At 69.6% G+C, this 23,323-nt stretch carries 26 protein-coding genes; 12 read left to right on the plus strand and 14 right to left on the minus strand.

The window, feature by feature from the left end:
* From VFH59_RS10445 to VFH59_RS10480, 8 genes are all read left to right on the plus strand, one after another.
* Positions 1–606: cbb3-type cytochrome c oxidase subunit I (locus VFH59_RS10445; protein ID WP_325164833.1), on the plus strand; the 606-nt coding region annotated here is incomplete at its 5' end.
* Between the two features lie 115 nt (positions 607–721).
* The gene (ccoO, locus tag VFH59_RS10450; RefSeq protein ID WP_325164834.1) at positions 722–1,375 is read left to right on the plus strand and encodes a cytochrome-c oxidase, cbb3-type subunit II; all 654 of its coding nucleotides are present in this window, start codon (positions 722–724) and stop codon (positions 1,373–1,375) included.
* Positions 1,372–1,596, plus strand: a complete 225-nt coding sequence (locus VFH59_RS10455; RefSeq protein WP_325164835.1) for a cbb3-type cytochrome c oxidase subunit 3 — start codon at positions 1,372–1,374, stop codon at positions 1,594–1,596. Before ccoO ends, VFH59_RS10455 begins: the two co-directional genes overlap by 4 nt.
* Positions 1,593–2,510, plus strand: coding sequence for a cytochrome-c oxidase, cbb3-type subunit III (ccoP, locus tag VFH59_RS10460; RefSeq protein ID WP_325164836.1), 918 nt, complete (start codon positions 1,593–1,595; stop codon positions 2,508–2,510). Before VFH59_RS10455 ends, ccoP begins: the two co-directional genes overlap by 4 nt.
* The gene (locus VFH59_RS10465) at positions 2,485–2,772 is read left to right on the plus strand and encodes a hypothetical protein (RefSeq protein WP_325164837.1); all 288 of its coding nucleotides are present in this window, start codon (positions 2,485–2,487) and stop codon (positions 2,770–2,772) included. The genes ccoP and VFH59_RS10465 overlap by 26 nt, the downstream gene beginning before the upstream one ends.
* Positions 2,769–5,000 (plus strand): heavy metal translocating P-type ATPase, encoded by a 2,232-nt coding sequence (locus tag VFH59_RS10470; protein WP_325164838.1) that lies wholly within the window; start codon positions 2,769–2,771, stop codon positions 4,998–5,000. Before VFH59_RS10465 ends, VFH59_RS10470 begins: the two co-directional genes overlap by 4 nt.
* Positions 4,997–5,314: a cbb3-type cytochrome oxidase assembly protein CcoS gene (gene ccoS, locus VFH59_RS18500; protein WP_414655879.1), complete on the plus strand. Its 318-nt coding sequence runs from the start codon at positions 4,997–4,999 to the stop codon at positions 5,312–5,314. The genes VFH59_RS10470 and ccoS overlap by 4 nt, the downstream gene beginning before the upstream one ends.
* Before the next feature lie 4 nt (positions 5,315–5,318).
* Positions 5,319–5,723: a group III truncated hemoglobin gene (locus tag VFH59_RS10480; protein ID WP_325164839.1), complete on the plus strand. Its 405-nt coding sequence runs from the start codon at positions 5,319–5,321 to the stop codon at positions 5,721–5,723.
* A gap of 94 nt (positions 5,724–5,817) precedes the next feature.
* Here the strand turns inward: VFH59_RS10480 and tpx are convergent, their stop codons facing one another.
* The 12 genes from tpx to hppD all read right to left on the minus strand — a co-directional run bounded on the left by tpx (position 5,818) and on the right by hppD (position 17,443).
* Positions 5,818–6,318: a thiol peroxidase gene (tpx, locus tag VFH59_RS10485; RefSeq protein WP_325164857.1), complete on the minus strand. Its 501-nt coding sequence runs from the start codon at positions 6,316–6,318 to the stop codon at positions 5,818–5,820.
* Positions 6,319–6,494: 176 nt separating this feature from the next.
* Positions 6,495–7,049 (minus strand): SCO family protein, encoded by a 555-nt coding sequence (locus tag VFH59_RS10490; RefSeq protein WP_325164840.1) that lies wholly within the window; start codon positions 7,047–7,049, stop codon positions 6,495–6,497.
* A 5-nt stretch (positions 7,050–7,054) separates the two neighbouring features.
* The gene (locus VFH59_RS10495) at positions 7,055–7,819 is read right to left on the minus strand and encodes a formylglycine-generating enzyme family protein (protein ID WP_325164841.1); all 765 of its coding nucleotides are present in this window, start codon (positions 7,817–7,819) and stop codon (positions 7,055–7,057) included.
* Between the two features lie 3 nt (positions 7,820–7,822).
* Entirely contained in the window at positions 7,823–9,352 is a 1,530-nt protein-coding gene (gene nirK / locus VFH59_RS10500; RefSeq protein WP_325164842.1) for a copper-containing nitrite reductase, read from the minus strand.
* Between the two features lie 140 nt (positions 9,353–9,492).
* The gene (locus VFH59_RS10505) at positions 9,493–10,725 is read right to left on the minus strand and encodes an NnrS family protein (protein ID WP_325164843.1); all 1,233 of its coding nucleotides are present in this window, start codon (positions 10,723–10,725) and stop codon (positions 9,493–9,495) included.
* A 190-nt stretch (positions 10,726–10,915) separates the two neighbouring features.
* On the minus strand, positions 10,916–11,677 hold the full coding sequence (locus VFH59_RS10510; RefSeq protein WP_325164844.1) for a helix-turn-helix domain-containing protein: 762 nt from the start codon (positions 11,675–11,677) through the stop codon (positions 10,916–10,918).
* A gap of 22 nt (positions 11,678–11,699) precedes the next feature.
* Complete coding sequence (hemN, locus tag VFH59_RS10515; RefSeq protein WP_325164845.1) at positions 11,700–13,100, minus strand: oxygen-independent coproporphyrinogen III oxidase; 1,401 nt, start codon at positions 13,098–13,100, stop codon at positions 11,700–11,702.
* Positions 13,101–13,247: 147 nt separating this feature from the next.
* Positions 13,248–13,496 carry a hypothetical protein gene (locus tag VFH59_RS10520; RefSeq protein ID WP_325164846.1) on the minus strand — a complete coding sequence of 83 codons (249 nt, stop codon included), beginning with the start codon at positions 13,494–13,496 and terminating at the stop codon, positions 13,248–13,250.
* A gap of 73 nt (positions 13,497–13,569) precedes the next feature.
* Positions 13,570–14,556, minus strand: coding sequence for a fumarylacetoacetate hydrolase family protein (locus VFH59_RS10525; RefSeq protein WP_325164847.1), 987 nt, complete (start codon positions 14,554–14,556; stop codon positions 13,570–13,572).
* 22 nt (positions 14,557–14,578) lie between these two features.
* Positions 14,579–15,877 carry a homogentisate 1,2-dioxygenase gene (gene hmgA / locus VFH59_RS10530; RefSeq protein WP_414655880.1) on the minus strand — a complete coding sequence of 433 codons (1,299 nt, stop codon included), beginning with the start codon at positions 15,875–15,877 and terminating at the stop codon, positions 14,579–14,581.
* A 5-nt stretch (positions 15,878–15,882) separates the two neighbouring features.
* The gene (locus VFH59_RS10535) at positions 15,883–16,296 is read right to left on the minus strand and encodes an endonuclease domain-containing protein (RefSeq protein ID WP_325164849.1); all 414 of its coding nucleotides are present in this window, start codon (positions 16,294–16,296) and stop codon (positions 15,883–15,885) included.
* Between the two features lie 52 nt (positions 16,297–16,348).
* Positions 16,349–17,443 (minus strand): 4-hydroxyphenylpyruvate dioxygenase, encoded by a 1,095-nt coding sequence (hppD, locus tag VFH59_RS10540; protein ID WP_325164850.1) that lies wholly within the window; start codon positions 17,441–17,443, stop codon positions 16,349–16,351.
* A 136-nt stretch (positions 17,444–17,579) separates the two neighbouring features.
* Here hppD and VFH59_RS10545 point away from each other — a divergent pair, with 136 nt between their 5' ends.
* On the plus strand, positions 17,580–18,068 hold the full coding sequence (locus VFH59_RS10545; protein ID WP_325164851.1) for a MarR family transcriptional regulator: 489 nt from the start codon (positions 17,580–17,582) through the stop codon (positions 18,066–18,068).
* Positions 18,069–18,250: 182 nt separating this feature from the next.
* Here the strand turns inward: VFH59_RS10545 and VFH59_RS10550 are convergent, their stop codons facing one another.
* Both VFH59_RS10550 and VFH59_RS10555 read right to left on the minus strand, forming a co-directional pair.
* Positions 18,251–19,756: a peptide MFS transporter gene (locus tag VFH59_RS10550; RefSeq protein WP_325164852.1), complete on the minus strand. Its 1,506-nt coding sequence runs from the start codon at positions 19,754–19,756 to the stop codon at positions 18,251–18,253.
* A 121-nt stretch (positions 19,757–19,877) separates the two neighbouring features.
* Positions 19,878–20,726 (minus strand): tryptophan 2,3-dioxygenase, encoded by an 849-nt coding sequence (locus tag VFH59_RS10555; protein ID WP_325164853.1) that lies wholly within the window; start codon positions 20,724–20,726, stop codon positions 19,878–19,880.
* A 215-nt stretch (positions 20,727–20,941) separates the two neighbouring features.
* Between VFH59_RS10555 and pdhA the strand changes: the two genes are divergently transcribed.
* From pdhA to VFH59_RS10570, 3 genes are all read left to right on the plus strand, one after another.
* On the plus strand, positions 20,942–22,027 hold the full coding sequence (pdhA, locus tag VFH59_RS10560; protein WP_325164854.1) for a pyruvate dehydrogenase (acetyl-transferring) E1 component subunit alpha: 1,086 nt from the start codon (positions 20,942–20,944) through the stop codon (positions 22,025–22,027).
* 4 nt (positions 22,028–22,031) lie between these two features.
* On the plus strand, positions 22,032–23,012 hold the full coding sequence (locus tag VFH59_RS10565) for an alpha-ketoacid dehydrogenase subunit beta (RefSeq protein ID WP_325164855.1): 981 nt from the start codon (positions 22,032–22,034) through the stop codon (positions 23,010–23,012).
* 73 nt (positions 23,013–23,085) lie between these two features.
* Positions 23,086–23,323: biotin/lipoyl-containing protein (locus tag VFH59_RS10570; RefSeq protein ID WP_325164856.1), on the plus strand; the 238-nt coding region annotated here is incomplete at its 3' end.

Raw genomic sequence — 23,323 nt, forward strand, 5'->3', positions numbered from 1 at the left:
GGCCTGCTGACCTTCAACGGCTCCTGGCCCAGGCTCAAGACCGACCCGGCCGCCAAGTTCATGGTGATGGCGCTGGTGTTCTACGCCGGCTCCACCTTCGAGGGCTCGATGATGGCGGTCAAGACCGTCAACTCGCTCTCGCACTACACCGACTGGACCATCGCCCATGTGCACAACGGTGCGCTCGGCTGGGTGGCGATGATCACCATCGGCTCGCTCTACGCGATGGCCCCGCGCGCGCTCGGCCAGCCGGCGATGTACTCGCGCAAGCTGATGGAGTGGCACTTCTGGCTGCATGTTTTCGGGGTGGTGCTGTACGTCGGGTCGATGTGGGTCGCCGGTGTCACCGAGGGCCTGATGTGGCGCGCCACCCTGCCGGATGGTTCGCTTGCCTACCCGTTCATCGACAGCCTGCTGGCGATCCAGCCGGCGTACTGGACGCGCTGGTTCGCCGGCGTGGTGATCCTGGCCGGCATGGTGCTGATGGCCGTGAACCTGTGGTACACCGCGGCCGATGCCCGCGCGCGGCTGATCAAGCCGATCCCCGTGCCGATTCCGGAGCCGGACCCGCACCAGGTGCCCGAACCGCTGCCGGCGATCAACTGATGCGCCCGTCCATGATCGCCGCTTCGGCCCGGTTCCCGCGTGGGGAACGCCGAGCGGTCCTGCAAGCCCAAACGCGGCCACCCCTGGCCGCACCCTCCAGGTAAGAGCCCTCGCGATGGCTTACAAGCATTTTGAAATCATCGAGAAGAATGCCGCCCTGCTCGGCATCCTCACCGCGGTCATGGTGTCGATCGGTGGCCTGGCCGAGATCACCCCGCTGTTCATGGAGGCCCATGCGGTGAAGGCGCCGGTGGGGGTCAAGCCGTACGACCCGCTGCGCCTGGCCGGCAAGGACGTCTACGTGCGCGAGGGCTGCTATCTGTGCCACTCGCAGATGATCCGCGCGCTGCGCGCGGAGACCCAGCGCTACGGCCACTACTCCACAGCGCAGGAATCGGTCTACGACCGCCCGTTCCAGTGGGGCTCCAAGCGCACCGGTCCGGACCTGGCCCGCGTCGGCGGCAAGTACAGCGACCAGTGGCAGCGGCTGCACCTGGAGAACCCGCGCCAGGTGGTGCCCGACTCGAACATGCCGCAGTACGACTGGCTCGAGCACAACAAGATCAACGCCGAGGACATCCAGGCGCGCATGCGTGTGCTGCGCAAGCTGGGCGACCCGTATACCGACGCCGACATCGCCAGCGCGAAGCAGGCGCTGGCCGGCAAGACCGAGATGGATGCGCTGATCGCCTACCTGCAGGGCCTGGGCATCCAGAACGAGCCGGCCGGCCAGGTGCCGGTACCGGCCGGGCACGGAGGTGCGCCATGAACCATCCCATGATGGACCCGTTCTGGGGCCACCTGACCGGCGTGGTCACGGTGCTGCTGATGCTGGTGTTCCTCGGCATCTGGATCTGGGCCTGGCGCAAGCGCCACCGGTCCACCTTCAAGCGGATGAGCGAACTTCCCATGGAAGACAAGCCGGAAGGGCCGGTGCGGGACAAGCCGCACGCGGGTGCGAACGAAAACGACAAGGGTGGACAGCCGTGAGCGCGGGTTGGTCGTTGTGGGTGATGTTCCTGGTGGTGCTGAACTTCGGCATCACGTTCCTGCTTTTCCTGTGGGCGCCGCGCGCCAAGATCCCGACCCTGCCGGACCAGACCAGCGGCCACGTGTGGGCGCACGGCACCATCCGCGAGGGCGTGCGCCGGCTGCCGCTGTGGTGGCTGCTGCTGTCCGGCGCGATGTTCGTCGTCGGGGCGTTCTACCTGGTGCTCTACCCGGGCTTCGGCAGTCACAAGGGCGTGCTCGGCTGGACCGCGCACGGCGAACTGGCCAAGGCCGAGGCGGCCAACAACGCCAGGCTGGACGACCTGATCGAGCGCTTCCGCAAGTACCCGGTCGAGCAGCTGGCCAACGACCCGGCCGCGCAGCAGATGGGCGAGCGCCTGTTCGTCGACAACTGCGCGGCCTGCCACGGCCGTGGCGCCTACGGCAACGTCAAGCTCGGCGCGCCCAGCCTGATCGATGACGACTGGCTCTACGGCGGCAGCGGCCAGGACATCCTGTCCTCCATCCACGACGGCCGCAGCGGCCTGATGCCGCCGTGGGCGAGCCTGGGCGAGGACAACGTGCACAACCTCGCCAACTACGTGCTGAGCCTGTCCGGCGCGCCGCACGACGCGGCGAAGGCCGCCGCCGGCAAGCCGCTGTTCACTACCTGCGCGGCCTGCCACGGTCCTCAGGGCAAGGGCAATCCGGCACTGGGGGCGCCCAACCTGACCGACCACATCTGGCTGCACGGCGGCAAGTACGAGGACATCGTGCGCACCATCGGCGGCGGCCGCCAGGGCCACATGCCGGCGTGGAGCAAGCGCTTGACCGAGGACCAGATGCGCGTGCTGGCCGCCTACGTCTACCACCTCTCGCACCAGGGCGATGCAGCAGCACAAGCTTCCCGATGAGACGGCGCCGGCCGGGGCCGGCGCCTGGTACCGGCAACCGGTGCTGTGGCTGGGCGCGGCGATCCTCGTCGCGTCGCTGGCCGGCTGCGTGTGGATGATCGTGCTGGGCTCGCGCCACGCCGATCTGCCGCTGCAGACGACCCGCCACCCGCACACCCTGCTGGACATGCCGATGCATGGCGAGGAGACCGGCGCGGACACGAAAGCCGGGCGGGCCATGGCGGCACCGGCACCGGCGTCCTCCTCCGGTCACCGGCCGTGAACGCCGTCGGCGCGCACGCGGCCTGGCAGCACCCGCGCCTGGCCGCGCAGGTGATCCGCCCCCGGCGCGACGGCCGCGCGGAGATCGCGCTGCGCGTGGAGGACCTCGCCGACCCGCGCCGGGTGCTGCGCCTGGACGAACGCCTGCATGCCCTGCCCGGCGTCGTGCGCGTGGCGATCGATGCCCGCGCGCAGCGTGTGCGGATCGTGTGGAACCCCGAGCGCCTCGCGCTGCCGCAGCTGCTCGATGCGTTCGGTGCGGAAGGTTGCAGCGCACGGCCGCTGCGTCGCGAGCACATCGACGACGCGCGCAGCGGCGAGGCCAACGACGCCCTCAAGCGCCTGCTGGTTGCCGGCATGTGCGCGATGCAGGTGATGACCTACGCCTTCGTGATGTACATCGGCGTGGTCGACTTCGTCGACTTCACCACGCGCGGCCTGTTTCGCTGGTTGAGCCTGCTCACCACCGCGCCGGTCGTCGCCTACTCGGCGCAGCCGTTCCTCGCCGGCGCCTGGCGCGAGCTGCGCACGCGACGGCTGGGCGTCAATCTCACCGTGTCGCTGGCGGTGCTGCTGACCTTCGGCGCCAGCTTGTGGAGCACGCTGCGGGGCCGGGGCGAGATCTACTTCGACTCGGTCAGCATGTTCGTGGTCCTGCTGCTGGCGGCGCGCCATGTCGAGCTGCGCGCGCGCCACGCCAGCGGGGCGCTCGGCGAGGCCGCGCAGGACGCCACCCCGCTGCTGGCCGAACGCCGGCGCGCCGACGGCAGCCTGGAAACCGTGCCGGCACTGGAGCTCCTGCCGGGCGACCGCGTGCGCGTCGCCGAAGGCGGCACCGTGCCGGCCGACGGCGTGCTGGAAAGCGAGGCGGTCGACGTGGACGAGGCGCTGCTCTCGGGCGAATCGCGCCCGTGCCGGCGCCAGCGCGGCGAGCGACTGGTCGCCGGCGCCGTGGTGCTGGGCAGCCCGGCCGAACTGCGCGTGGAACACAGCGGGGAGGACACCACCGCCGCGCGACTGGGCCGGCTGGCCGGGCGCGCGCGCCCGGCACGTCCCGGCGATGACGCCGCGGACCGCGAAGCGACCCGCTTCGTGGTGCGCGTGCTGGTGCTCACCGCGCTTACCGCGCTGGCCTGGCTGTGGCTCGACCGCGCGCGTGCCTTCGACGCCGCCGTCGCCGTGCTGGTGGTCGCCTGCCCCTGTGCCTTCGCCCTGACCCGTCCGGCCGCACTCACCCGCGCGCTGGGCGTACTCGCCGGGCGCGGCGTGCTGGTGACCGAAGCGGCCACGCTCGACATCCTGGCGCGCGTGGACTACGCCCTGTTCGACAAGACCGGCACGCTGACCACGCCGTGGCTCGACGCCGACGCGGTCGAACCGCTGCGCGACGGCCTGGCCCCGCGCGAGGCATTGCGCCTGGCCGCGGCGCTGGCCCGCGAGAGCACGCATCCGCTGGCGGTGGCGCTGGCCGCCGCGTGGCCGGGCGACACGCCGGTGGTCCACGCGCTGAAGATCATCGCCTCGGCCGGCATCGCTGGCGAGGTGGCCGGCCGCGCACTGCGCCTGGGCCGTCCCGATTTCGCGCTGGCCCCGAGCGGGCGCGTCGCGCCGACCGGGACCGCCGGCACGCTGCTGCTGGCCGACCTGGATGGCCCGCTCGCCGCCTTCCACCTCAGCGAAGCGCCGCGCGCCGAGGCCGCGGCCACGCTGGAGGCGTTGCGGGGCGACGGTATCGTCACCGTGCTCGCCAGCGGCGACACCCGCGGCCGCGTGGCCCCCGTCGCCGGCGCACTGGGCATCGCGCGCTGGGCCGGACGCCAGTCGCCCACCGACAAGCTCGCGCTGCTCAAGGCGGCACGTGCACAGGGCCATGTCACGCTGGCGGTCGGTGATGGCAGCAACGACGCCCCGGCGCTGGCTGGCGCGGACGTCTCGGCGGCACTCGCCTCCGGCACCGACCTGGCCCAGGCGCATGCCGGCCTGCTGCTCGCGCGCGGCCGCCTCGACGGCCTGCTCGAGGCGCGCCGCGTCGCCCGCCAGCTCGCCCGCGTGGTGGCGCAGGGCCGGCGCTGGTCGCTGGCCTACAACCTGCTGGCGGTGCCCTTCGCCGCGGCGGGCCTGGTGCCGCCCTGGCTGGCCGCGATCGGCATGTCGGCCAGTTCACTCGTGGTGGTGCTCAACGGCCTGCGGGTGGGCCGCGCACCGGTCGCCCCGGTACTGCGCGCATGAACATCCTGCTGGTGCTGATCCCGGTGACCGGCCTGGTCGTGCTGATCGCGGTAGCGCTGTTCTTCTGGGCCGCCAACCACCAACAGTTCGACGACCTGGACAGCCCGGCCGTGCTGCCGCTGATGGAGGACGAGCCCGCCCCCGGGCCGGCTGCCGGCGAGGCGGACGATCCCGCTCCCCCCGAACACCCGGGAGCCGGCCAGGAAACCCCTGCTTTTCCCCGACACGGCCCTGATGAAGGGCGCGTCGGCCGCGCCCGGTACGATGATCCAGCGGCGCCGCGGCCCGTCCGCGGCGACGCCCCCACCCGATAGAGACATGCGCGATACCACGCTTACCGAACCTGCGATCGCCCGCCTGGTCGATCGTTTCTATGACAAGGTCGCCGCTGATCCGGTGATCGGCCCGGTGTTCAACGCCGTGGTGCACGACTGGCCCGGACACAAGCGCCTGCTCACCACCTTCTGGTGCTCGGTGGCGCTGGGTGCGGCCAGCTACCGTGGCAACCCGATGGCCGCGCACCGCCCGCTGCCGGTCCGCGCCGAGCACTTCGACCACTGGCTGGGTCTGTGGCGTGCCACCTGCGCGGAGCAACTGGACGAGGCCGGCGCGGCGCAGATGGTCGAGTACGCCGAGCGTATCGGCCGCAGCCTGAAGTACGGGCTGGGACTGAACCCGGACGCGCGCGGCATCGGCGTGCCGCTCGTTTCCGTCAGGCGTTGATCGCGCGCGACCGGGTCGCGCTATTGCGTGCCGGATCCTGTCCGCTCGAAGCTTGGCAGGAGCGCACCCGTGCGCTCCTGCATGGAAGCTGCGCTCAGCCCAGCGCGGCCAGCGCCGCGTCGTAATCGGGCTCGTGGGTCAGCTCGTCAACCAGCTGCGCGTGCAGCACCCGGTTGTCCGCATCCAGCACCACCACCGCGCGCGCGGCCACGCCGGCCAGCGGCCCGGTGGCGAGCGCCACGCCGTAGTCGGCCAGGAATTCGCGCCCACGCATGGTCGAGAGCGTCACCACGCGCTCCAGCCCCTCGGCGCCGCAGAAGCGCGCCTGCGCGAACGGCAGGTCGGCCGAGATGCACAGCACCACGGTATTGGCGAGCCCGGCCGCCAGCTCGTTGAAGCGGCGCACCGACGCGGCGCACACGCCGGTATCGATGCTCGGGAAGATGTTGAGCACCTTGCGCTGGCCCGTGTAGCTGGCAAGCGCCACGTCGGCAAGGCTCTTGTCGACCAGCGTGAATGCCGGCGCCTGCGCCCCCCTGGCCGGGAACGTGCCCGTGACCTCGACCGGTTCGCCCTTGAACTTGACCTGTGACATGACGCTTCCTCCTGGGGATGAGACCTGCAAGTAGAACATGGTCCTGGCCAGGAACACGATGCCGACCATCAACGCCAGCACCAGCCGATGGGTGTGGCGGAAGCGGCACACGCGCATGCGCCCGTGCGCACGCGGCAGGCCCGGATCTTGCGACAAGCGTCCGGGCGGCCTTCGTGCTACTTCGCCGTCGCCTTGCGCACGGCGGCCACGAAGTCCGGATCGGTGCGACCGATGATGCCGGTGCGCGCCACGAGGCGCCCCTCCCCGTCCAGCAGCAGCAGCGCGCTGGAATGATTGAAGTCGCCGCCGGGCAACTGGCGGTACTGCACGCCGAGCAGCGCGGCAAGCGAACGGGTGTGCTGCGGCGGGGTGCGCGACAGCGTCCACCAGCGCAGGTCGAGTTTATGCACGGCGGCGTAGCGGCGCAGCGCCTCGACGTCGTCGCGTTCGGGATCGAAGCTCACCGCCAGCAGGTGCAGGTTCGCGGGCTCGCCGGCGGCGCGGCGGGTCGCCTTCATGGTGTCGATGATCATCGGGCAGACCATCGTGCACGAGGTGTAGAACATGCTCACGACCTGCGGCGTACCGCGGTGCGCGGCGAATGGCGCGGTGAGCCCGTCCTGGTCGGTGAGCGGTACCGACAGCTGGTAGAGCGAATCGGAGGGCAGCGGCGAGGCCGCGTGGGCGACACCGGCAAGCAGCAGGGCGAACAGGGACAGCAGTCGTTTCATCGGGATCACTCCGGCCGGGCGCAGCGGAAGCCCAGGTTGGCGGTGGTATCGGTGGCCTTGAGCGAGGAAAGCATGGCGACGCGCATCAGCGTGGCGTAGTTCTCCTTCTGTTCCATCGAGATCGCGCCGGCACCGCAGAACTTCAGCTTGTCGGCGCCATCCTGCTCGCGGCTGTCGGCGCTGGTCATCATGGCGTTGAAGTCCTCGACCCACTCCCACACCAGCCCGTTCAGGTCGCGCACGCCGTGGACGTCCGGCTTGCCGCCGACGGACGGCAATGCGTCGCTGGAGGGACGCGCGTACCAGGCCAGCACGCGCTCGCGCCAGGCCGGGTCGCCGCGCGCGTCGGCGCGGGTGGCATCGGCGGCCGCGGCGTACTCCCACTCGTACCAGGTCGGCAGGCGCGCGTGCTCGCTTTCGCAATACGCCTGCGCGGCGAACCAGCTCACCTGCGTCACCGGCTGGCGCGGCAGCGCGGCTGGCCCGAGCCGGTCCGGTGCGGCCCACTGGGCGAGGTAGCGGCCGTCGGTGAACACGCTGGGTACGCGGTCGCGTCGCCATTGCGGCTGGCGTTGAACGAAGGCGAGGAACTCGGCGTTGGTGACCGGCTCGGTGCGCAGGCGGAAGGGCCTGAGCACCGCCGGCGCCGTCTTGCCGTCGGCCGGCAGCACGCTGGCGAAGCGGCCGCCCGGCAGCGGTGCGTAGTCCGCCGCGACGGCCGGACCGGCAAGCGAGACGCCGAGCAGGAGCAGGGCGAGCCGCCGGCGCATCGTTCAGTGCTCCGCCGCGGGCGCCGCGGCCGGCTGGGCGCGGACCCTGGCCACCTCGTCCTTGGTCACCTGCCCGCCCGGGTTGCCCCAGCTGTTGAGCACGTAGGTGAGCAGGTTGGCGACCTCGTCGTCGGTCAGCTGGGTCATCGGCGGCATCACCGAGTCGTATTCCTTGCCGTTGACGGTGACCTTGCCGGTCAGCCCGTGCAGCGGGATCGAGATCAGCTTGTCCTTGTCTTCCTTGGCCAGCTTCGCCACCAGGTCGGACTTGGCCAGCGGCGGGAACACGCCCGGCAGGCCTTCCCCGTTGGCCTGGTGGCAGACCGAGCAGGTGCCGGTGAACAGCTGCCTGCCGGCGGCGACCTGGTCGGCCTGGCTGAGGGTGCCGGCGGCGCCGGCCTTGGCCGCGGCGCTGACGGCCTTGAGGTTGGGTTCGGCACGGTCACCCAGGTACACCGAGTCGACCTCCTTGCCCGAGTAGATCGCCTTGTTCTCCGGGCCGTCGACTTTCAGGATGCCCATCGCGCCCTTGTTGAAGGCGCGGAAGATCGAGTGGTCGACCAGCACGTAGCTGCCCGGCACGTCGGTGTGGAACTCCACGATCGCCGCGCCGCCGGCGGGGATCAGCGTGGTCTGCACGTTCTCCTGCGGATGCAGCCCGCCCTCCTGCTGCACGCGGTCGAAGATCTCGCCGATCACGTGGAAGCTGGAGACCAGGTTCGGGCCGCCGTTGCCGACGAACAGGCGCACCGTCTGGTTGGTCCTGGCGGTCAGCGCGTGGTCACCGGTCAGCGCGCCCTCGCGGCCGTTGAACAGCACGTAGGTCGGGCGCTCGTCGATCGCCTTGTCCATGTCGAACGGCTGGTGGCCTTTCTCGCGGTACTTGCCGGTGGTGTAGAAGTCGCCCTGCATCACGTAGTACTCGTGATCGACCCTGGGCAGGCCCTGCGGCGGCTCGACCAGGATCAGCCCGTACATGCCGTTGGCGATGTGCATGCCGACCGGCGCGGTGGCGCAGTGGTAGACGAAGATGCCGGCGTTGAGCGCCTTGAAGGTGAACTGCGACTCGTGCCCCGGCGCGGTGAAGCTCGACGCCGCGCCGCCGCCCGGGCCGGTGACGCCGTGCAGGTCGATGTTGTGCGGCATCTTGGAGTCGGGCGAGTTCTTCAGGTGGAACTCCACCGTGTCGCCCTGGCGCACGCGGATGAAGCTGCCCGGCACGGTGCCGCCGAAGGTCCAGTAGGTGTAGGTGACGCCCTCGGAAATCGGCATCTCCTTCTCGATCACCTCCAGCTCGACGATGACCTTGGCCGGGTAGTTGCGGTGGATCGGCGGCGGCACGTTCGGCGGGCTGGTGAGCACCGCGTGGATCGGCGCGCCCTGCGGCGGGCCGAAGTCGGTTGGCGTGGCCAGTGGCGCGGGGTTGGCGACGGCGGTGGCCTGGCCGGTCATGGCGGCGTCGGGCTTGTCCGAGCAAGCCGCCAGCGCCAGCAGGGCGGCGGCAAACACGGTCGACAGCAGTACTCGAGGCATGGGTGTCTCCTTGATCCCGGGCGTCAGGCTAGGTCCCGGGCCGGCGACGCGCTTGACCTGCGTCACGCCCACTGCCGGAACCGGCCGTCTGCGGCACCCTGCCACAGGCGCGCGTCGGCGTCGTGTGCGCTGCCGGGCAGCTAGCCCGGTCGACCGTCCACGCGCGGGGTCAGGTAGATCCAGGCCGAGCGCAGCACCCAGGGCAGGAATGCCACCAGCCAGCCGCACGTGGCCAGCACCAGCCACAGGTAGCTGTCGCGCGCCAGCTCGGCCCACACGCGCAGCAGCACCACACCCTGCAGCAGCGCGAAGCACGCCCAGGGCACCGCCCCCATCTGCAGCGGCCGGCCCGAGTGGCCCTGGGTGACGCGGGTGACCATGGCCACCAGCATCGAGCCGAAATAGCCGATGGTCAGCACGTGCAGCGGCGCCAGGCCGAGCACCGGGCCGCGCCCGGCGAACAGGCACAGGCTCTGCATCGCGTACAGCACGAACGCGACCGGCAGCCAGGCGAAGGCCAGGTGCAGCACCGCCAGCAGGCCCGGTCGCATCGCCTTCCACGGCTGCCAGGCGAGCGCGTGCCAGCCGAACAGCAGGGCCAGCGGCGCATCGACGGTCCACAGCCAGGCCTGCGCGTGCGCAAGGTCCAGCACCAGATGCCCCAGCAGCAGCGGCCACATCAACGGCAGGCTCCAGGCCGGACGACGCACCACGTAGCCCGGCACGACGTTGCCGCTGAAGAAGGCGACCATCCGGTGCGCCACCGAGAAGTACACCGGCACCAGCAGGCCGAACGTGCCCAGTTTCACCGCGAAGCGCGCGCTAGCTGCGGGCGCGCCGAACAGGAAGCCGAGGAAGGCGCCCAGGCCGAGGATCCCCAGGCCCAGGGCGGCCAGGCAGGACCAGGCGTGCTGGTTGCCTTGCCCGGCCGCATGCAACACGCCGGCCAGTGTCGCCACGCCGACCAGGTAGCCGGCGAGCATCAGCGCGATGCCCACGCGCAGCACCCAGGGCATGCCCAGCAGCCCGACGTGCGAGAGCAGGTAACCGGCAAACACGGCACCGGCCACCGTGACGGAGCGACGCGGCCGGATGGATGGCCGGTTCAGCCAGCGCGGGAAGGTGGTCAGCAGGAAGCCGAACATGAACATCGGCAGCATGCCGTACTGGGTGAGCATGGCGTGTGCCCAGCCCGGCGGCACCGGCGGCTGCGGCCAGCCGCTCCAGCCGAAACGCAGCGAGGCCAGCTCCAGCGCCCACCAGGCCATGCTGGTCAGGACCGCCAGCGCACCGGCGAGGAACAGCGGCCGGTGCGGCGCGGCAGCCAGCAGGGCGGCCAGTGAGGAGGCGGCGGGGGAATCGGTCGAACGCATGCCTTGGGGTCCCGGAGCTGCAGCAGGACCCCATTGTCGGAGCGGCCGGCCCGAACGGCCGTGACATGGATCAGGCGCAAGGCGTGGTCCCCCGCGCGGCCCTCCGGGGAAGCCAGGGACGCCGCGCGACGTCAGCCGCAGGAGCGTCCCCGCTTTGCTCGGCGAGTGCGGGGCAAGCTGCGGCGCCGCGTCAGTCCGGCAGCAGGCTGCGACCGACGTGGCGCAGGCTGGCCGGATCGCGGATCAGCAGCTGCCGCCCTTCCACCTCGATCAGCCCCTGGTTGCGGAAGCGGCTGAGCACGCGGCTGACCGTCTCGGCCGCCAGGCGCAGGTAGTTGGCGATGTCGCCGCGCGACATGCTCAGCTGGAACTGCGTGCCGGAAAAGCCGCGCGCCGCATAGCGCTGGCCGAGGTCGGTGAGGAACGCGGCCATGCGCTCGTCCGCGCTGTGGTCGCCGGCCAGCAGACTGGCCGAACCCAGCTCCTTGCTGAGCAGGCGGAACAGGTGTGACTGCACCGCCGGCATGCGCGCGGCCAGCGCGCTCATCGCCGGGAACGAGAAGCGGCAGAAGTAGGAGGTTTCCAGTGCGATGGCATCGCACGGGAAATGCTCGGGGTAGATGGCGTTGAGCCCGATCACCTCGCCGGGCAGGTAGAAGCCGAGCACCTGCTCGCGGCCTTCCTTGTCGACCATGCTGGTCTTCACCGTGCCCGAGCGCACCGCGAAGATGGCGCGGAACGGGTTGCCGGTGCGGAACACGTGCTCGCCGGCGCGGAACGGTCCCACGTGCTCGACCAGGCAATGCAGCTCGCGCAGCTCCGGCTTGCCGTAGCCGACCGCCTGGCAGGCGCCGGCAAACGCACAGGTGCGGCAGAAGTGGGCCTCGTCGCCGTCGTCGGCGATCGGGCTGGGCGGCTCGGGCAGGCGGCCCGCCTGGTTTTCCAAACGCATCGGCAACGCCTTGTGAGGTCGGTCAGATCGTGCGCGAGAAGCGGCGTGGCGCTTCGTCGGCATGCAGGTAGGCATCGAAACACATGGCGATGCTACGCAGCAACAACCGCCCGCGCGCGGTCACCCGGATCATGCGACCGTCCAGCGTCACCAGTCCGTCGTCGGCCAGCACGCGCAGGCGCGCCAGCTCGGCGGCGAAGTACTCGTCGAACAGCAGGCGGTGGCGGGCGCCGAACAGGCGCATGTCGACCTCGCCGTGGCACATCAGCTCGCCGATCAGCGCGCGGCGGATGAGGTCGTCCTCGTCCAGCTGCAGGCCACGCGCGATCGGCAGGCGGCCGGCGTCCAGCGCGGCGTAGTAGCCGGTGAGGTCACGCGCATTCTGGCCGTAGGTGTCGCCGATGCGGCCGATGGCGCTCACTCCCAGCCCGACGATGTCGCATTCGCCGTGGGTCGAATAGCCCTGGAAGTTGCGTTGCAGCGTGCCGGCGCGCTGGGCCCGCGCCAGTTCGTCGCCGGCGCGGGCGAAATGGTCCATGCCGATGTAGACGTAACCGGCGGCACTGAGCCGCTCCAGCGCCCGGCCGAACAGGGCCAGCCGGGTGGCCGGGTCGGGCAGTTGCGCCGCGTCGATGTGCGTCTGCGCCTTGAACAGGTCCGGCAGGTGCGCGTAGCCGTACACGGCAACGCGGTCCGGCTCGAGCCCGATCACCTCGGCGAGCGTGCGATCGAAGCCCTCCAGCGTTTGCCGGGGCAGCCCGTAGATCAGGTCCACGCTGGCCGAGACGAAGCCGGCGGCCCGGCCGGCCTCGATCACCTCGCGCGTCTGCGCCACGCTCTGGATGCGGTTGACCGCCTGCTGTACCGCCGGGTCGAAGTCCTGGATGCCGACCGAGAGGCGGTTGAAGCCCAGCTCGGCCAGGCCGCGCATGTAGTCGCCGTCGGCGAAGCGCGGATCGATCTCGATGCCGAACTCGCGCGTGGCGTCGCGGGCGAAGCTGAAGTGACGGGCCAGCGACTCCATCAGCTCGCGCATGCGCGGCAGGTCGAGGAAGTTCGGCGTGCCGCCGCCGAAGTGCAGCTGGCGTACCGGGCGATCGCGGTCGAACAGGGGCGCGGTCAGCTCGACCTCGCGGTACAGCCGTTCCAGGTAGCGGTCGGCCTTGGCGACCTCGCGCGTGATCACGCGGTTGCAGCCGCAGTAGAAGCACGGGCTCATGCAGAAGGGCACGTGCACGTACAGCGACAACGGGCGCGGGATCGGCTCCTGGTTGGACTGGCGGATCGCCTCGCGCAGTGCCGCCTCGCCGAAGCCCGCATGGAAGTGCGGCGCGGTGGGGTAGCTGGTGTAGCGCGGGCCGGCGGTGTCGTACCGGGCGATCAGCGCCGGATCGAAGGCGGGGGCGGCAAGGGCGTGGCTCATGGCGCCAGTGTGCCCGCCCGCCGCGCAGGGCCCTTGATCCGGATCAAGCCACGGCCAAGGCCGGCGGGACAGAACGTCGCGGGTGCCCGCCGGGCCCCAGGCCTCGTGGCAGGGGCCCGGCCGTGATCATCCGGCGAGCGGCCGACGCTAGCCCCGCCGTGCGTCCGACAGGTAGAGGCGCGCCATCGCCAGGTCGCGGGTGGCGAGCCTGTCGCTGCCCGCGGCCGACACCACCTTCCGGCTGGCATGGCAGGACGCGCAAAGGTTGTTCGGCAGCGCGGCGGCGGCGCGGGCGACCACCGGGTCGCCGGCAGCATGGGGCGAGGCGGCGTGCATCGCCAGGCCGAGCAACGGCGCGGCGAGGACGGCGGCAAGGGCAGGCAACGGATGCGGCATCGGCAGACTCCTTCTGTGAACGACGGCCGGCAGGCCAGGACCGCCCGGGCGCCTGTGCGCCCGGGCGGCCCGATCATGCCTTCAGTGGCGTGACGGTTTGCTCGATGGCACCGAAGATCGAGGCGCCCCTGGCATCGGTGACCTCGATGCGCAGGCGGTCGCCGAACTTCAGGAACGGCGTGCTCGGCTTGCCGTCGCGCAGCGTTTCCACCGTGCGCTGCTCGGCCAGGCAGGAGGCGCCCTTGCTGGTGTCCTGGTTGGCGATGGTGCCCGAGCCGACGATGGTGCCGGCGGTCAGCGGGCGGGTCCTGGCCACGTGCGCGACCAGCTGGGCGAAGCTGAACTGCATGTCCACGCCGCACTCGGCCTCGCCGAACCACTTGCCGTTGAGCCAGGTGCGCATCGGCAGGTGCAGCTTGTCCTCCCGCCAGGCCTCGCCCAGTTCGTCCGGGGTGACCAGCACCGGCGAAAGCGCCGAACGCGGCTTGCTCTGCAGGAAGCCGAAGCCCTTGGCCAGCTCCCCCGGGATCAGGCCGCGCAGCGACACGTCGTTGACCAGACCGATGAGCTGGATGTGCGCGGACGCCTGCTCCGGCGTGGTTCCCATCGGCACGTCGTCGGTGACCACCACGACCTCGGCCTCCAGGTCGATGCCGAACTCCTCGCTCGGCACCACCACCGGATCGCGCGGCCCCAGGAAACCGGCGCTGGTGGCCTGGTACATCAGCGGATCGGTGTAGAAGCTCGCCGGCACTTCGGCGCCACGCGCACGGCGCACGCGCTCGACGTGCGGCAGGTAGGCCGACCCGTCCACGAATTCATAGGCACGCGGCAGCGGCGAGGCCAGGTCGGCCATGTCGAGGGCGAACGCGCCGACGACCTCGCCCGCGTTCAACGCCTCCGACAGGGTATTCAGGCGCGGCGCCGCGTTCGACCAGTCATCCAGCGCGGCCTGCAGCGTTCGCGCGACATGGGTCGCGGTCACGGCCCGCGTGAGATCACGGCTGACCACGATCAGCGTGCCGTCGCGGCCGCCTTCCTTGAGACTTGCGAGCTTCATGGATTCTCCTGCGGGATCGGTCTTAAGCCTGCGGCGGCTCGAAATGGCGGGCGATGCCCTGCCAGCATGCGTAGTAGTTCTTCTGCAGCTGCGGCGAGGCCAGCGCCTGGCGCGTGGGGCGGATCACCTTGCGCGTCTCGAACATGAAGGCCATGGTGCCGCCGATCACGTCGGGCTTCGACAGATCCGCACTGGAGGCCTTCTCGAACGTGGCCGCATCCGGCCCATGGCCGCTCATGCAGTTGTGCAGGCTGGCGCCGCCCGGCACGAAGCCCTCCGCCTTGGCGTCATACACGCCGGTGATCAGCCCCATGAACTCGCTGGCCACGTTGCGGTGGAACCAGGGCGGGCGGAAGGTGTGCTGCGCGACCAGCCAGCGTGGCGGGAAGATCGCCAGGTCGATGTTGGCGGTACCGGGCGTGTCGCTGGGCGAGGTGAGCACGGTGAAGATCGACGGATCGGGGTGGTCGTAGCTGATCGAGCCGATCGTGTTGAAGCGGCGCAGGTCGTATTTGTACGGCGCGTAGTTGCCGTGCCAGCCGACCACGTCCAGCGGCGAGTGCCCGATCTTGGCCTGCCACAGGCTGCCCTGGAACTTGGCGACCAGGCGGAAGTCGCCTTCGAGGTCCTCGTAGGCGGCACAAGGGGCGAGGAAATCGCGCGCGTTGGCCAGGCAGTTGGAGCCGATCGGACCGAGGTCCGGGAGGCGCAGCAGGGCGCCGAAGTTCTCGCAGACGTAGCCACGCGCCTCGCCATCGGGCAGCTCCACGCGGAAGCGCACCCCGCGCGGGATCACCGCGATCTCCTGCGGCTCCAGCTCGATCACGCCCAGCTCCGTGGCGATGTGCAGGCGGCCCTGCTGCGGCACGATCAGCAGCTCGCCGTCGGCGTCGTAGAAGAAGCGGCCTTCCATCGAGCGGTTGGCTGCATACAGGTGAATGCCGATACCGGCCTGCTCGGCCGGACCGCCATTGCCGGCGAGGGTGACCAGGCCGTCGATGAAATCGGCCGGCTGCTGCGGCATCGGCAACGGGTCCCAGCGCAGCTGGTTGGGCGTGGCCGGCGCTTCGTCGAAGCGGTTGTGGAAGTGCTCGTGTACCAGCGGCTCGAACGGCTCGTGCACGGCCGCCGGGCGGATGCGGTAGAGCCAGCTGCGGCGGTTCTGGTGCCGCGGCGCGGTGAAGGCGGTGCCGGAGAGCTGCTCGGCGTAGAGGCCGTGGGCCACGCGCTGGGGGGAGTTCTGGCCCTCGGGGAGGGTGCCTTCGATCGCCTCGGTGGCGAATTCGTTGCCGAAGCCGGATTGGTAACCGCTCGATTGCATGGCGCTCATCGCTCTTCGCTCTTGAGCCCCTCTCCCTCCGGGAGAGGGGTTGGGGTGAGGGTCCGGTCGTGCGCGGCGCCGAGGATCACCTCGAGCACCGCGTCCGTCTGCTGCAGTACATCGTTGTCCCAGAAGCGCAATACCTTCAGGCCCCTCGCCTCGAGGAATCGCGTTCGCTCCCGGTCGGTCAGCTCGTCATGCTGCGAGCCGTCCAGTTCCACGACCAGCTTGCATGTCTCACAGTAGAAGTCAGCCACATAAGGTGGAACAGGATGCTGCCTGCGGAATTTCAACCCCTCCAGGCGGCCTGCGCGAAGGCGATACCACAAGGCTTGTTCGGCATCCGTGCCGGAGCGGCGAAGGAGCTTGGCGTATTCGCGCGTCCGTGTCGGCAATGGCGGGTTGATGCGTCCTGGCATGCCCGTACCCTCTCCCCAACCCCTCTCCCGGAGGGAGAGGGGCTCAAAGGCGTCAAAGCACCCCGCGCTTCATCTGATCGCGTTCGATGCTCTCGAACAACGCCTGGAAGTTACCCTCGCCGAACCCCTCGTTGCCCTTGCGCTGGATGATCTCGAAGAAGATCGGCCCGATGTTGTTCTGGGTGAAGATCTGCAGCAGCTTGCGCTGCTTGGTCTCCGGGTCGGCGTCGATCAGGATCTTGTTCTTGCGCAGCCGCGGCACGTCCTCGCCGTGGTCGGGAATGCGCATGTCGATCACCTCGAAGTAGGTGTCGGGCGTATCGAGGAACTCCACGCCCTGCGCGCGCATGGCCTCGACCGTGGCATAGATGTCGTCGGTGAAGCAGGCGATGTGCTGGATGCCCTCACCGTGATAGGCGTCAAGGTATTCGTTGATCTGGCTCTTCGGGTCGTTCGACTCGTTGAGCGGGATGCGCACGATGCCGTCCGGGGCGGTCATCGCCTTGGACACCAGGCCGGTCTTGGCGCCCTTGATGTCGAAGTAGCGGATCTCGCGGAAGTTGAACAGCCGCTCGTAGTAGTCCGACCACTTCTGCATGTTGCCGAAGTAGAGGTTGTGCGTGAGATGGTCGATGAAGGTCAGGCCGAAACCCTTCGGGTTCTGCTCGGCGCCGGCCACCGCCTCGTAGTCGCCGTCGTAGACGTCACCCTTGGCGCCGTAGCGGTCGACCAGGTACAGCATGCAGTCGCCAATGCCCTTGACCACCGGGGCGTTGACCGCCTTGCTCGCCGGCTTGTGATCGACCGCCTCGCCGCCGTTGGCCAGCACCTTCGTGCACACCTCGTCCGCCGGCATCTTGAAGCGGATGGCGAAGCCGCAGGCGCACGGACCGTGCTTGGCGGCGAAATCGGCGGCGAACGAGTCCGGGTCCTCGTTGACCAGGAAGTTCACGCCATTCTGGCGATACACGGTGATCGGGCGACGCTTGTGCTTGAGCACCGCGGTGAAGCCCATCTTGCGGAACAGCTCGTGCAGCTCGCCGCCGCGGCCCGCCGGCGCGGCGAACTCGACGAATTCGAAACCGTCGATGCCCATCGGGTTCTCGAAGGTGGTGACCTGCATGCCGAGGTTCGGTTGGGCGTTCATGGCGCTCTCCTCAAATGGCGGAAGACGTACAGTGGCGGCGCGACCACACCCGCGAAGATGCGCGAGGGCCACGAAGCATCCGGCTAGATCTTCGTTATAGTTACATATGAAACCATTTGCAAGGAGCCGCGCTGCCGTGCCCGCCAAGCGTCAACCTGCCCCGCCGCCGGCCGAGCATCCCTTGCCGGAACACGCGCCGCTCGAACTGGAGCGCTTTCTGCCTTACCGGCTGTCGATCCTGTCCAACACAGTCAGCCAGGCGATCGCCGACGATTACCAGCGCCGTTTCGACCTGGGCGTGACCGAATGGCGCGTGATGGCCGTGCTGGCGCGCTTCGACGGGCTGTCGGCCCGTGAGGTCGCCGAGCGGACGGCGATGGACAAGGTGGCCGTGAGCCGCGCGCTGGCGCGGCTGGTCGAGGCCGGACGCGTGGATCGCAGCACCCACGACGACGACAAGCGCCGCTCGGTGCTCAACCTGAGCGAGGCCGGCTGGGCGATCCACGACCAGGTGGCGCCGATGGCGCGGGCGCGCGAACGCGAGCTGCTGGCGAAGCTCGATGCGGAGGAACAGAGCTGGCTCGAGCGCATCCTGGACAAATTGATGCCACCGGAGCGCCATTGATCCTTCCCCCGCGCGCGAGGGGAGGTGCCCGGAGGGCGGACGGGGGTTGGCGGATCGCGCCGTTCGGTCTGCGGGGAGCGCGTCTTTGATATCCGGCGAGCGCGAAAAACACCCCGCAAGGCTTCCCCCATCCGCCTGTCGGCACCTTCCCCCGTGGGACGGGGGAAGGCTCACTTGGTTGGTTACTTGATGCCGTGCATCAGTTTGTTGATCAGCGGCGAGATCAACAGCAGCAGCACGCCCGAGCCGGCCAGGACCCAGAAGCAGAAGCTGAAGCCCGACAGCGCCGAGGCGACGGTCATGCCGGTCTCGCCACTGATCGAACGGGCGACCAGGCCGGAGAAGTCGCCGCCGGCGGCCAGCGACAGGAACCAGCCACCCATCGCCAGGCCGACAAAGCGCGGCGGCGCCAGCTTGGTCACCATCGACAGGCCGATCGGCGAGAGGCACAGCTCGCCCAGCGTCTGCATCACGTAGCACAGCACCAGCGGCCAGAACGGAATCAGGCCGCCGGGACCCAGCAGTTCCTTGAGGGCGTACACCAGCACGATGAAGCCCAGGCCGTTGAAGATCAGGCCGAAGCTGAACTTGCGCGGGATCGACGGCTCGGCGTTGCGGCGCGCGAACAGGCCCCACACCAGCGTCAGCAGCGGCGCGAACACCAGGATCGCCAGCGGCGTGACGGACTGGAACCAGCCCACCGGGAACACCCAGCCGCCGAACATCTCGCGGTCCACCCAGTTCTCGGCCAGGAAGTTCAATGACGTGCCGAACTGGAAGTAGAACGTCCAGAACACCACACTGAAGACGAACACGATCAGCATGGCGATCACGCGGTGCAACTGCACCCGGTCGTGCCGCAGGGCCTCGACGATCAGCGCCGCCGCCACGCCGATGAACAGCACGGCGAGCAGCCACTGCAGGCCTTCGGCACCGACGTAGGCCAGCAGCGCGTAGATCACCGGCACCGCGATGGCGGCCCCGACCAGCACCCACAGCACGCGCAGGCGGTTTTCCATGCCCGGCAGCGGGCGGCCGACGCCCTTGAGCCCACGCCGGCCGAACCAGAACCACAGGAGGCTCAGCAGCATGCCCACGCCGGCGGCGCCGAACACGATGCGGTAGTTCTGCTGCATCGGCGTGTCGGTGAAATAGGCGGCCATCCAGCCGGTCAGCAGCGGGGCGACGAAGGCACCGGCGTTGATGCCCATGTAGAACAGCGTGAAGCCGCGGTCGCGCCGCGGGTCATCGCGGCCGTAGAGCTGGCCGACCATGGTGGAGATGTTGGGCTTGAACAGACCGTCGCCGGCAATGACCAGCGCCAGGCCGAGCATCATCAGCGGCTTGCTCGGCACCAATAGCGTAAAGAGGCCCGCGGCCATCACCGCGGCGCCGAGCAGGATCGAGCGCTGGTAGCCGATCACCCGGTCGGCCACGTAGCCGCCGAAGATCGAGGCGGCATAGATCAGCGCGGTGTAGGCGCCATAGATGCCCGCGGCCCAGCCCTGCCCCGACGGATCGCCGTGGAAGAACTGCGCCACGATGTAGAGCACCAGCGCCCAGCTCACGCTGTAGTAGGCGAAGCGCTCCCAGAACTCGGTCATGAAGAGCATCCACAGCGGGCGCGGATGGCCGAGCAGCTGCGGATAGTCGGGTGCGGCCGGTGCGGCGTCGGCGGTCTGGCTCATGGATTCCCCTTGGGCATGGAAGGGCGCGCTCGCCGCGCGCCAATCGCTGACGTGTAACCGGCGCAACGGCGCTGCGTCAATGGCGAGGCTTGCAGGAGCGCGCCCTGCGCGCAGCGGCCGATCAGGTACCGAGCACCGTGCGCACGTCCAGCAGTTCGGGGAAGAACTCCAGCTCCAGCGCCTTCTTGAGGAAGGACACGCCGGAGGACCCGCCGGTACCCCGGCGGTGGCCGATGATCCGCTCGACCGTTTTCATATGACGGAAACGCCAGAGCTGGAAACTCTCCTCGATGTCCACCAGCTGCTCGCACATGTGGTACTCCGGCCAGAATTCGCCCGGCTGCTCGTAGATGCGCCGGAATACGGGCAGCAGTCCTTCGTGGCGCCGGTGGGGCTCGGACCAGTCGCGTTCGCACAAGTCGGCCGGCACCGCATGACCGCGGCGCGCGAGGTAACGCAGGAATTCGTCGTACAGGCTCGGTGCCTCGAGCACGGCGCGCAGTTGCGCCTGGGCGGCCGGATCGTGCTCGAACACCTTCAGCATCTGCGCGTTCTTGTTGCCGAGCATGAATTCGATCGTGCGGTACTGCAGCGACTGGAAGCCCGAGGAAGGCCCGAGCTGGTCGCGGAACTGCAGGTACTCGGCCGGCGTGAGCGTCTCCAGCACCGCCCACTGCTCGAACAGCTGGCGTTGCACCTGCTTCACGCGGGCGAGGATCTTCAGGCAGGGGTCCAGTTCATCGCGCTTGAGGTGCGCGAGGGCGGCACTCAACTCGTGGATGACCAGCTTCATCCAGAGCTCCGCCACCTGGTGCTGCACGATGAACAGCATCTGGTCGTGGGTGGGCGGGTCCCCCACCGGCTGCTGCGCCGACAGCAGGACGTCCAGCCGCAGGTAGCCGCCGTAGGTCAGGCGCCCGTGCAGGTCGGTTTCGATGCCAGCTTCCAGGTCGCGGCGGTTGTCCGTCATGGTCTCGTCGTTCGGGGGCGGAAACCGCATGGTAGCGCCACTCGCCGCCCGGCCCGTACCGCCGCGCATGTTGCACCGTACCTTGCAGCGCAACACGCGCGCCTGCTATCAAAGGCGGTCTTTTCGGGCCGTTTGCGCGTGCCTGGCCCCACTGGATGGGCCGCCGCCTCCCCCAACGTATCCCTGTCTCCACGCCACCTTCACGGGAGCGAGTCGTGTCCATCGCCGCCAAGTTTGAAATCGAGTACCTGCAATACCTCGACGCCGAGGGCAAGCAGGTGCGTGACGACCTGCCTGCGTTCGCGCAGGACCTCGACCAGATGGTCGAGCTGTACAAGCTGATGCTCTCCACCCGCGTGTTCGACGCCAAGTCGATCGCGCTGCAGCGCACCGGCAAGCTCGGCACCTACGCCTCCTGCCTGGGCCACGAGGCCGCGCACGTGGGCATCGGCAGCGCCATGAAGCCGGAAGACGTGCTGGCCCCGAGCTACCGCGAATACGGCGCGCAGCTCTACCGCGGCGTGCAGCCGCGCGAGGTGTACATGTACTGGGGCGGTGACGAGCGCGGCAACGACTACCAGAACGAGCCGGCACGCCACGACTTCGCCTGGTCGGTGCCGATCGCCACGCAGTGTCTGCACGCGGCCGGTTCGGCGCTCGCCTTCAAGATCCGCGGCGAGAAGCGCGTGGCGGTGTGCACCATCGGCGACGGCGGCTCCTCCAAGGGCGACTTCTACGGCGCGATCAACATCGCCGGCGCGCAGAACCTGCCGATGGTCGCGGTGATCGTCAACAACCAGTGGGCGATCTCGGTGCCGCGCAAGATCCAGTCCGGCGCGCCGACGCTGGCGCAGAAAGGCATCGCCGCGGGCCTGTACTGCATCCAGGTCGACGGCAACGACATCATCGCCGTGCGCAAGGCGATGGAGGACGCGCTCGAGCGCGCCCGCAACGGCGAGGGCGGCAGCGTCATCGAGGCGGTCACCTACCGCCTGGGCGACCACACCACCGCCGACGACGCGCGCCGCTACCGCGGCGAGCAGGAGGTCAAGGACGCTTGGGCGAAGGACCCGGTCAAGCGCCTGAAGAACTGGCTGATGGCCAAGAAGGTGTGGGACGACAAGAAGGAAGAGGCCTGGAAGGCCGAGTGCGACGACTGGATGGACAACGAGGTCAACGCCTACCTCGAGACCAAGACCCAGCCGGTCAGCGCGATGTTCGACTACACCTTCGCGGAAATTCCCGCCGACCTCGAAAGGCAGCGCGACCTCGCGCTCTCGCTGGAAAACAAGGGCCACTAAGCACATGGCACAGATCACTCTTATCGAAGCCGTCACCCAGGCGCTCGCGTACGAAATGAAGCACGACGAATCGGTCGTGGTGCTGGGTGAGGACGTGGGCGTCAACGGCGGCGTGTTCCGCGCCACCCAAGGCCTGCAGGAAAAGTTCGGCGAGCTGCGCGTGCTCGACACGCCGCTGGACGAGACCACCATCGCCGGCGTCACCGTGGGCCTCGCCGCGCAGGGCATGAAGCCGGTCGCCGAGGCGCAGTTCGAGGGCTTCATCTACCCGATGATGGAGCAGATCGCCTGCCACGCCGCGCGCCTGCGCAACCGCACCCGCGGCCGCATCACCGTGCCTGCGGTGTGGCGCGCGCCGTGGGGCGGCGGCATCCGTGCGCCGGAGCATCACTCCGAGGCGAACGAGCACCTGTTCACCAACATCCCCGGCCTGCGCGTGGTGCTGCCCTCCTCGCCGGCGCGCGCCTACGGCCTGCTGCTGGCGGCGATCCGCGATCCGGATCCGGTGATGTTCTTCGAGCCCAAGCGCATCTACCGCCAGTACAAGGAAGAGGTGCCGGATGACGGCGAGGCGCTGCCGCTGGACGTGTGCTTCGTGCTGCGCGACGGCACCGACGTGACCCTGGTGACCTGGGGCGCGCAGGTGAAGGAGACGCTCGAGGCGGCCGATGCGCTGGCCGCCGAGGGCATCAGCGCCGAGGTGATCGACGTCGCCACCCTGACGCCGCTGGACTTCGACACGATCGCCGAATCTGTGGCCAAGACCGGCCGCTGCGTGATCGTGCACGAAGCGCCCAAGACCGCCGGCTTCGGCGCCGAGATCGCCGCACGCCTGGCCGAGGACTGCATGTACGACCTGCTCGCGCCGGTCGAGCGCGTGACCGGCTTCGACACGCACATCCCGCTGTTCCGCCTGGAAATGAAGTACCTGCCCAGCACCGAGCGCGTGGTCGAGGCGGCCAAGCGTACGCTCGCGGCGAGCTGATCGAGGGAACGGGGCGCAGCGTATCGAGCGCGCCCCGTTTCGGTCCCCTATTCACTGTTCCGGATACCACGCCATGGCTGATATCAAGACGTTCCACCTGCCCGACCTCGGCGAAGGCCTGCCCGACGCGACCATCGTCGAATGGCACGTGAAGGTAGGCGACACGATCAAGCTCGACGCCCCGCTGGCCTCGATGGAAACCGCCAAGGCGGTGGTCGAGGTGCCCTCGCCCTACACCGGCAAGGTGACCAAGCTGTACGGCGCCGCCGGCGACGTGATCGAAACCGGCGCCGCGCTGGCCGACTTCGAGC

Origin of the sequence: Frateuria sp. (genome assembly GCF_035695185.1) — a bacterium.
Taxonomy (GTDB): Bacteria; Pseudomonadota; Gammaproteobacteria; order Xanthomonadales; family Rhodanobacteraceae; genus Frateuria_A.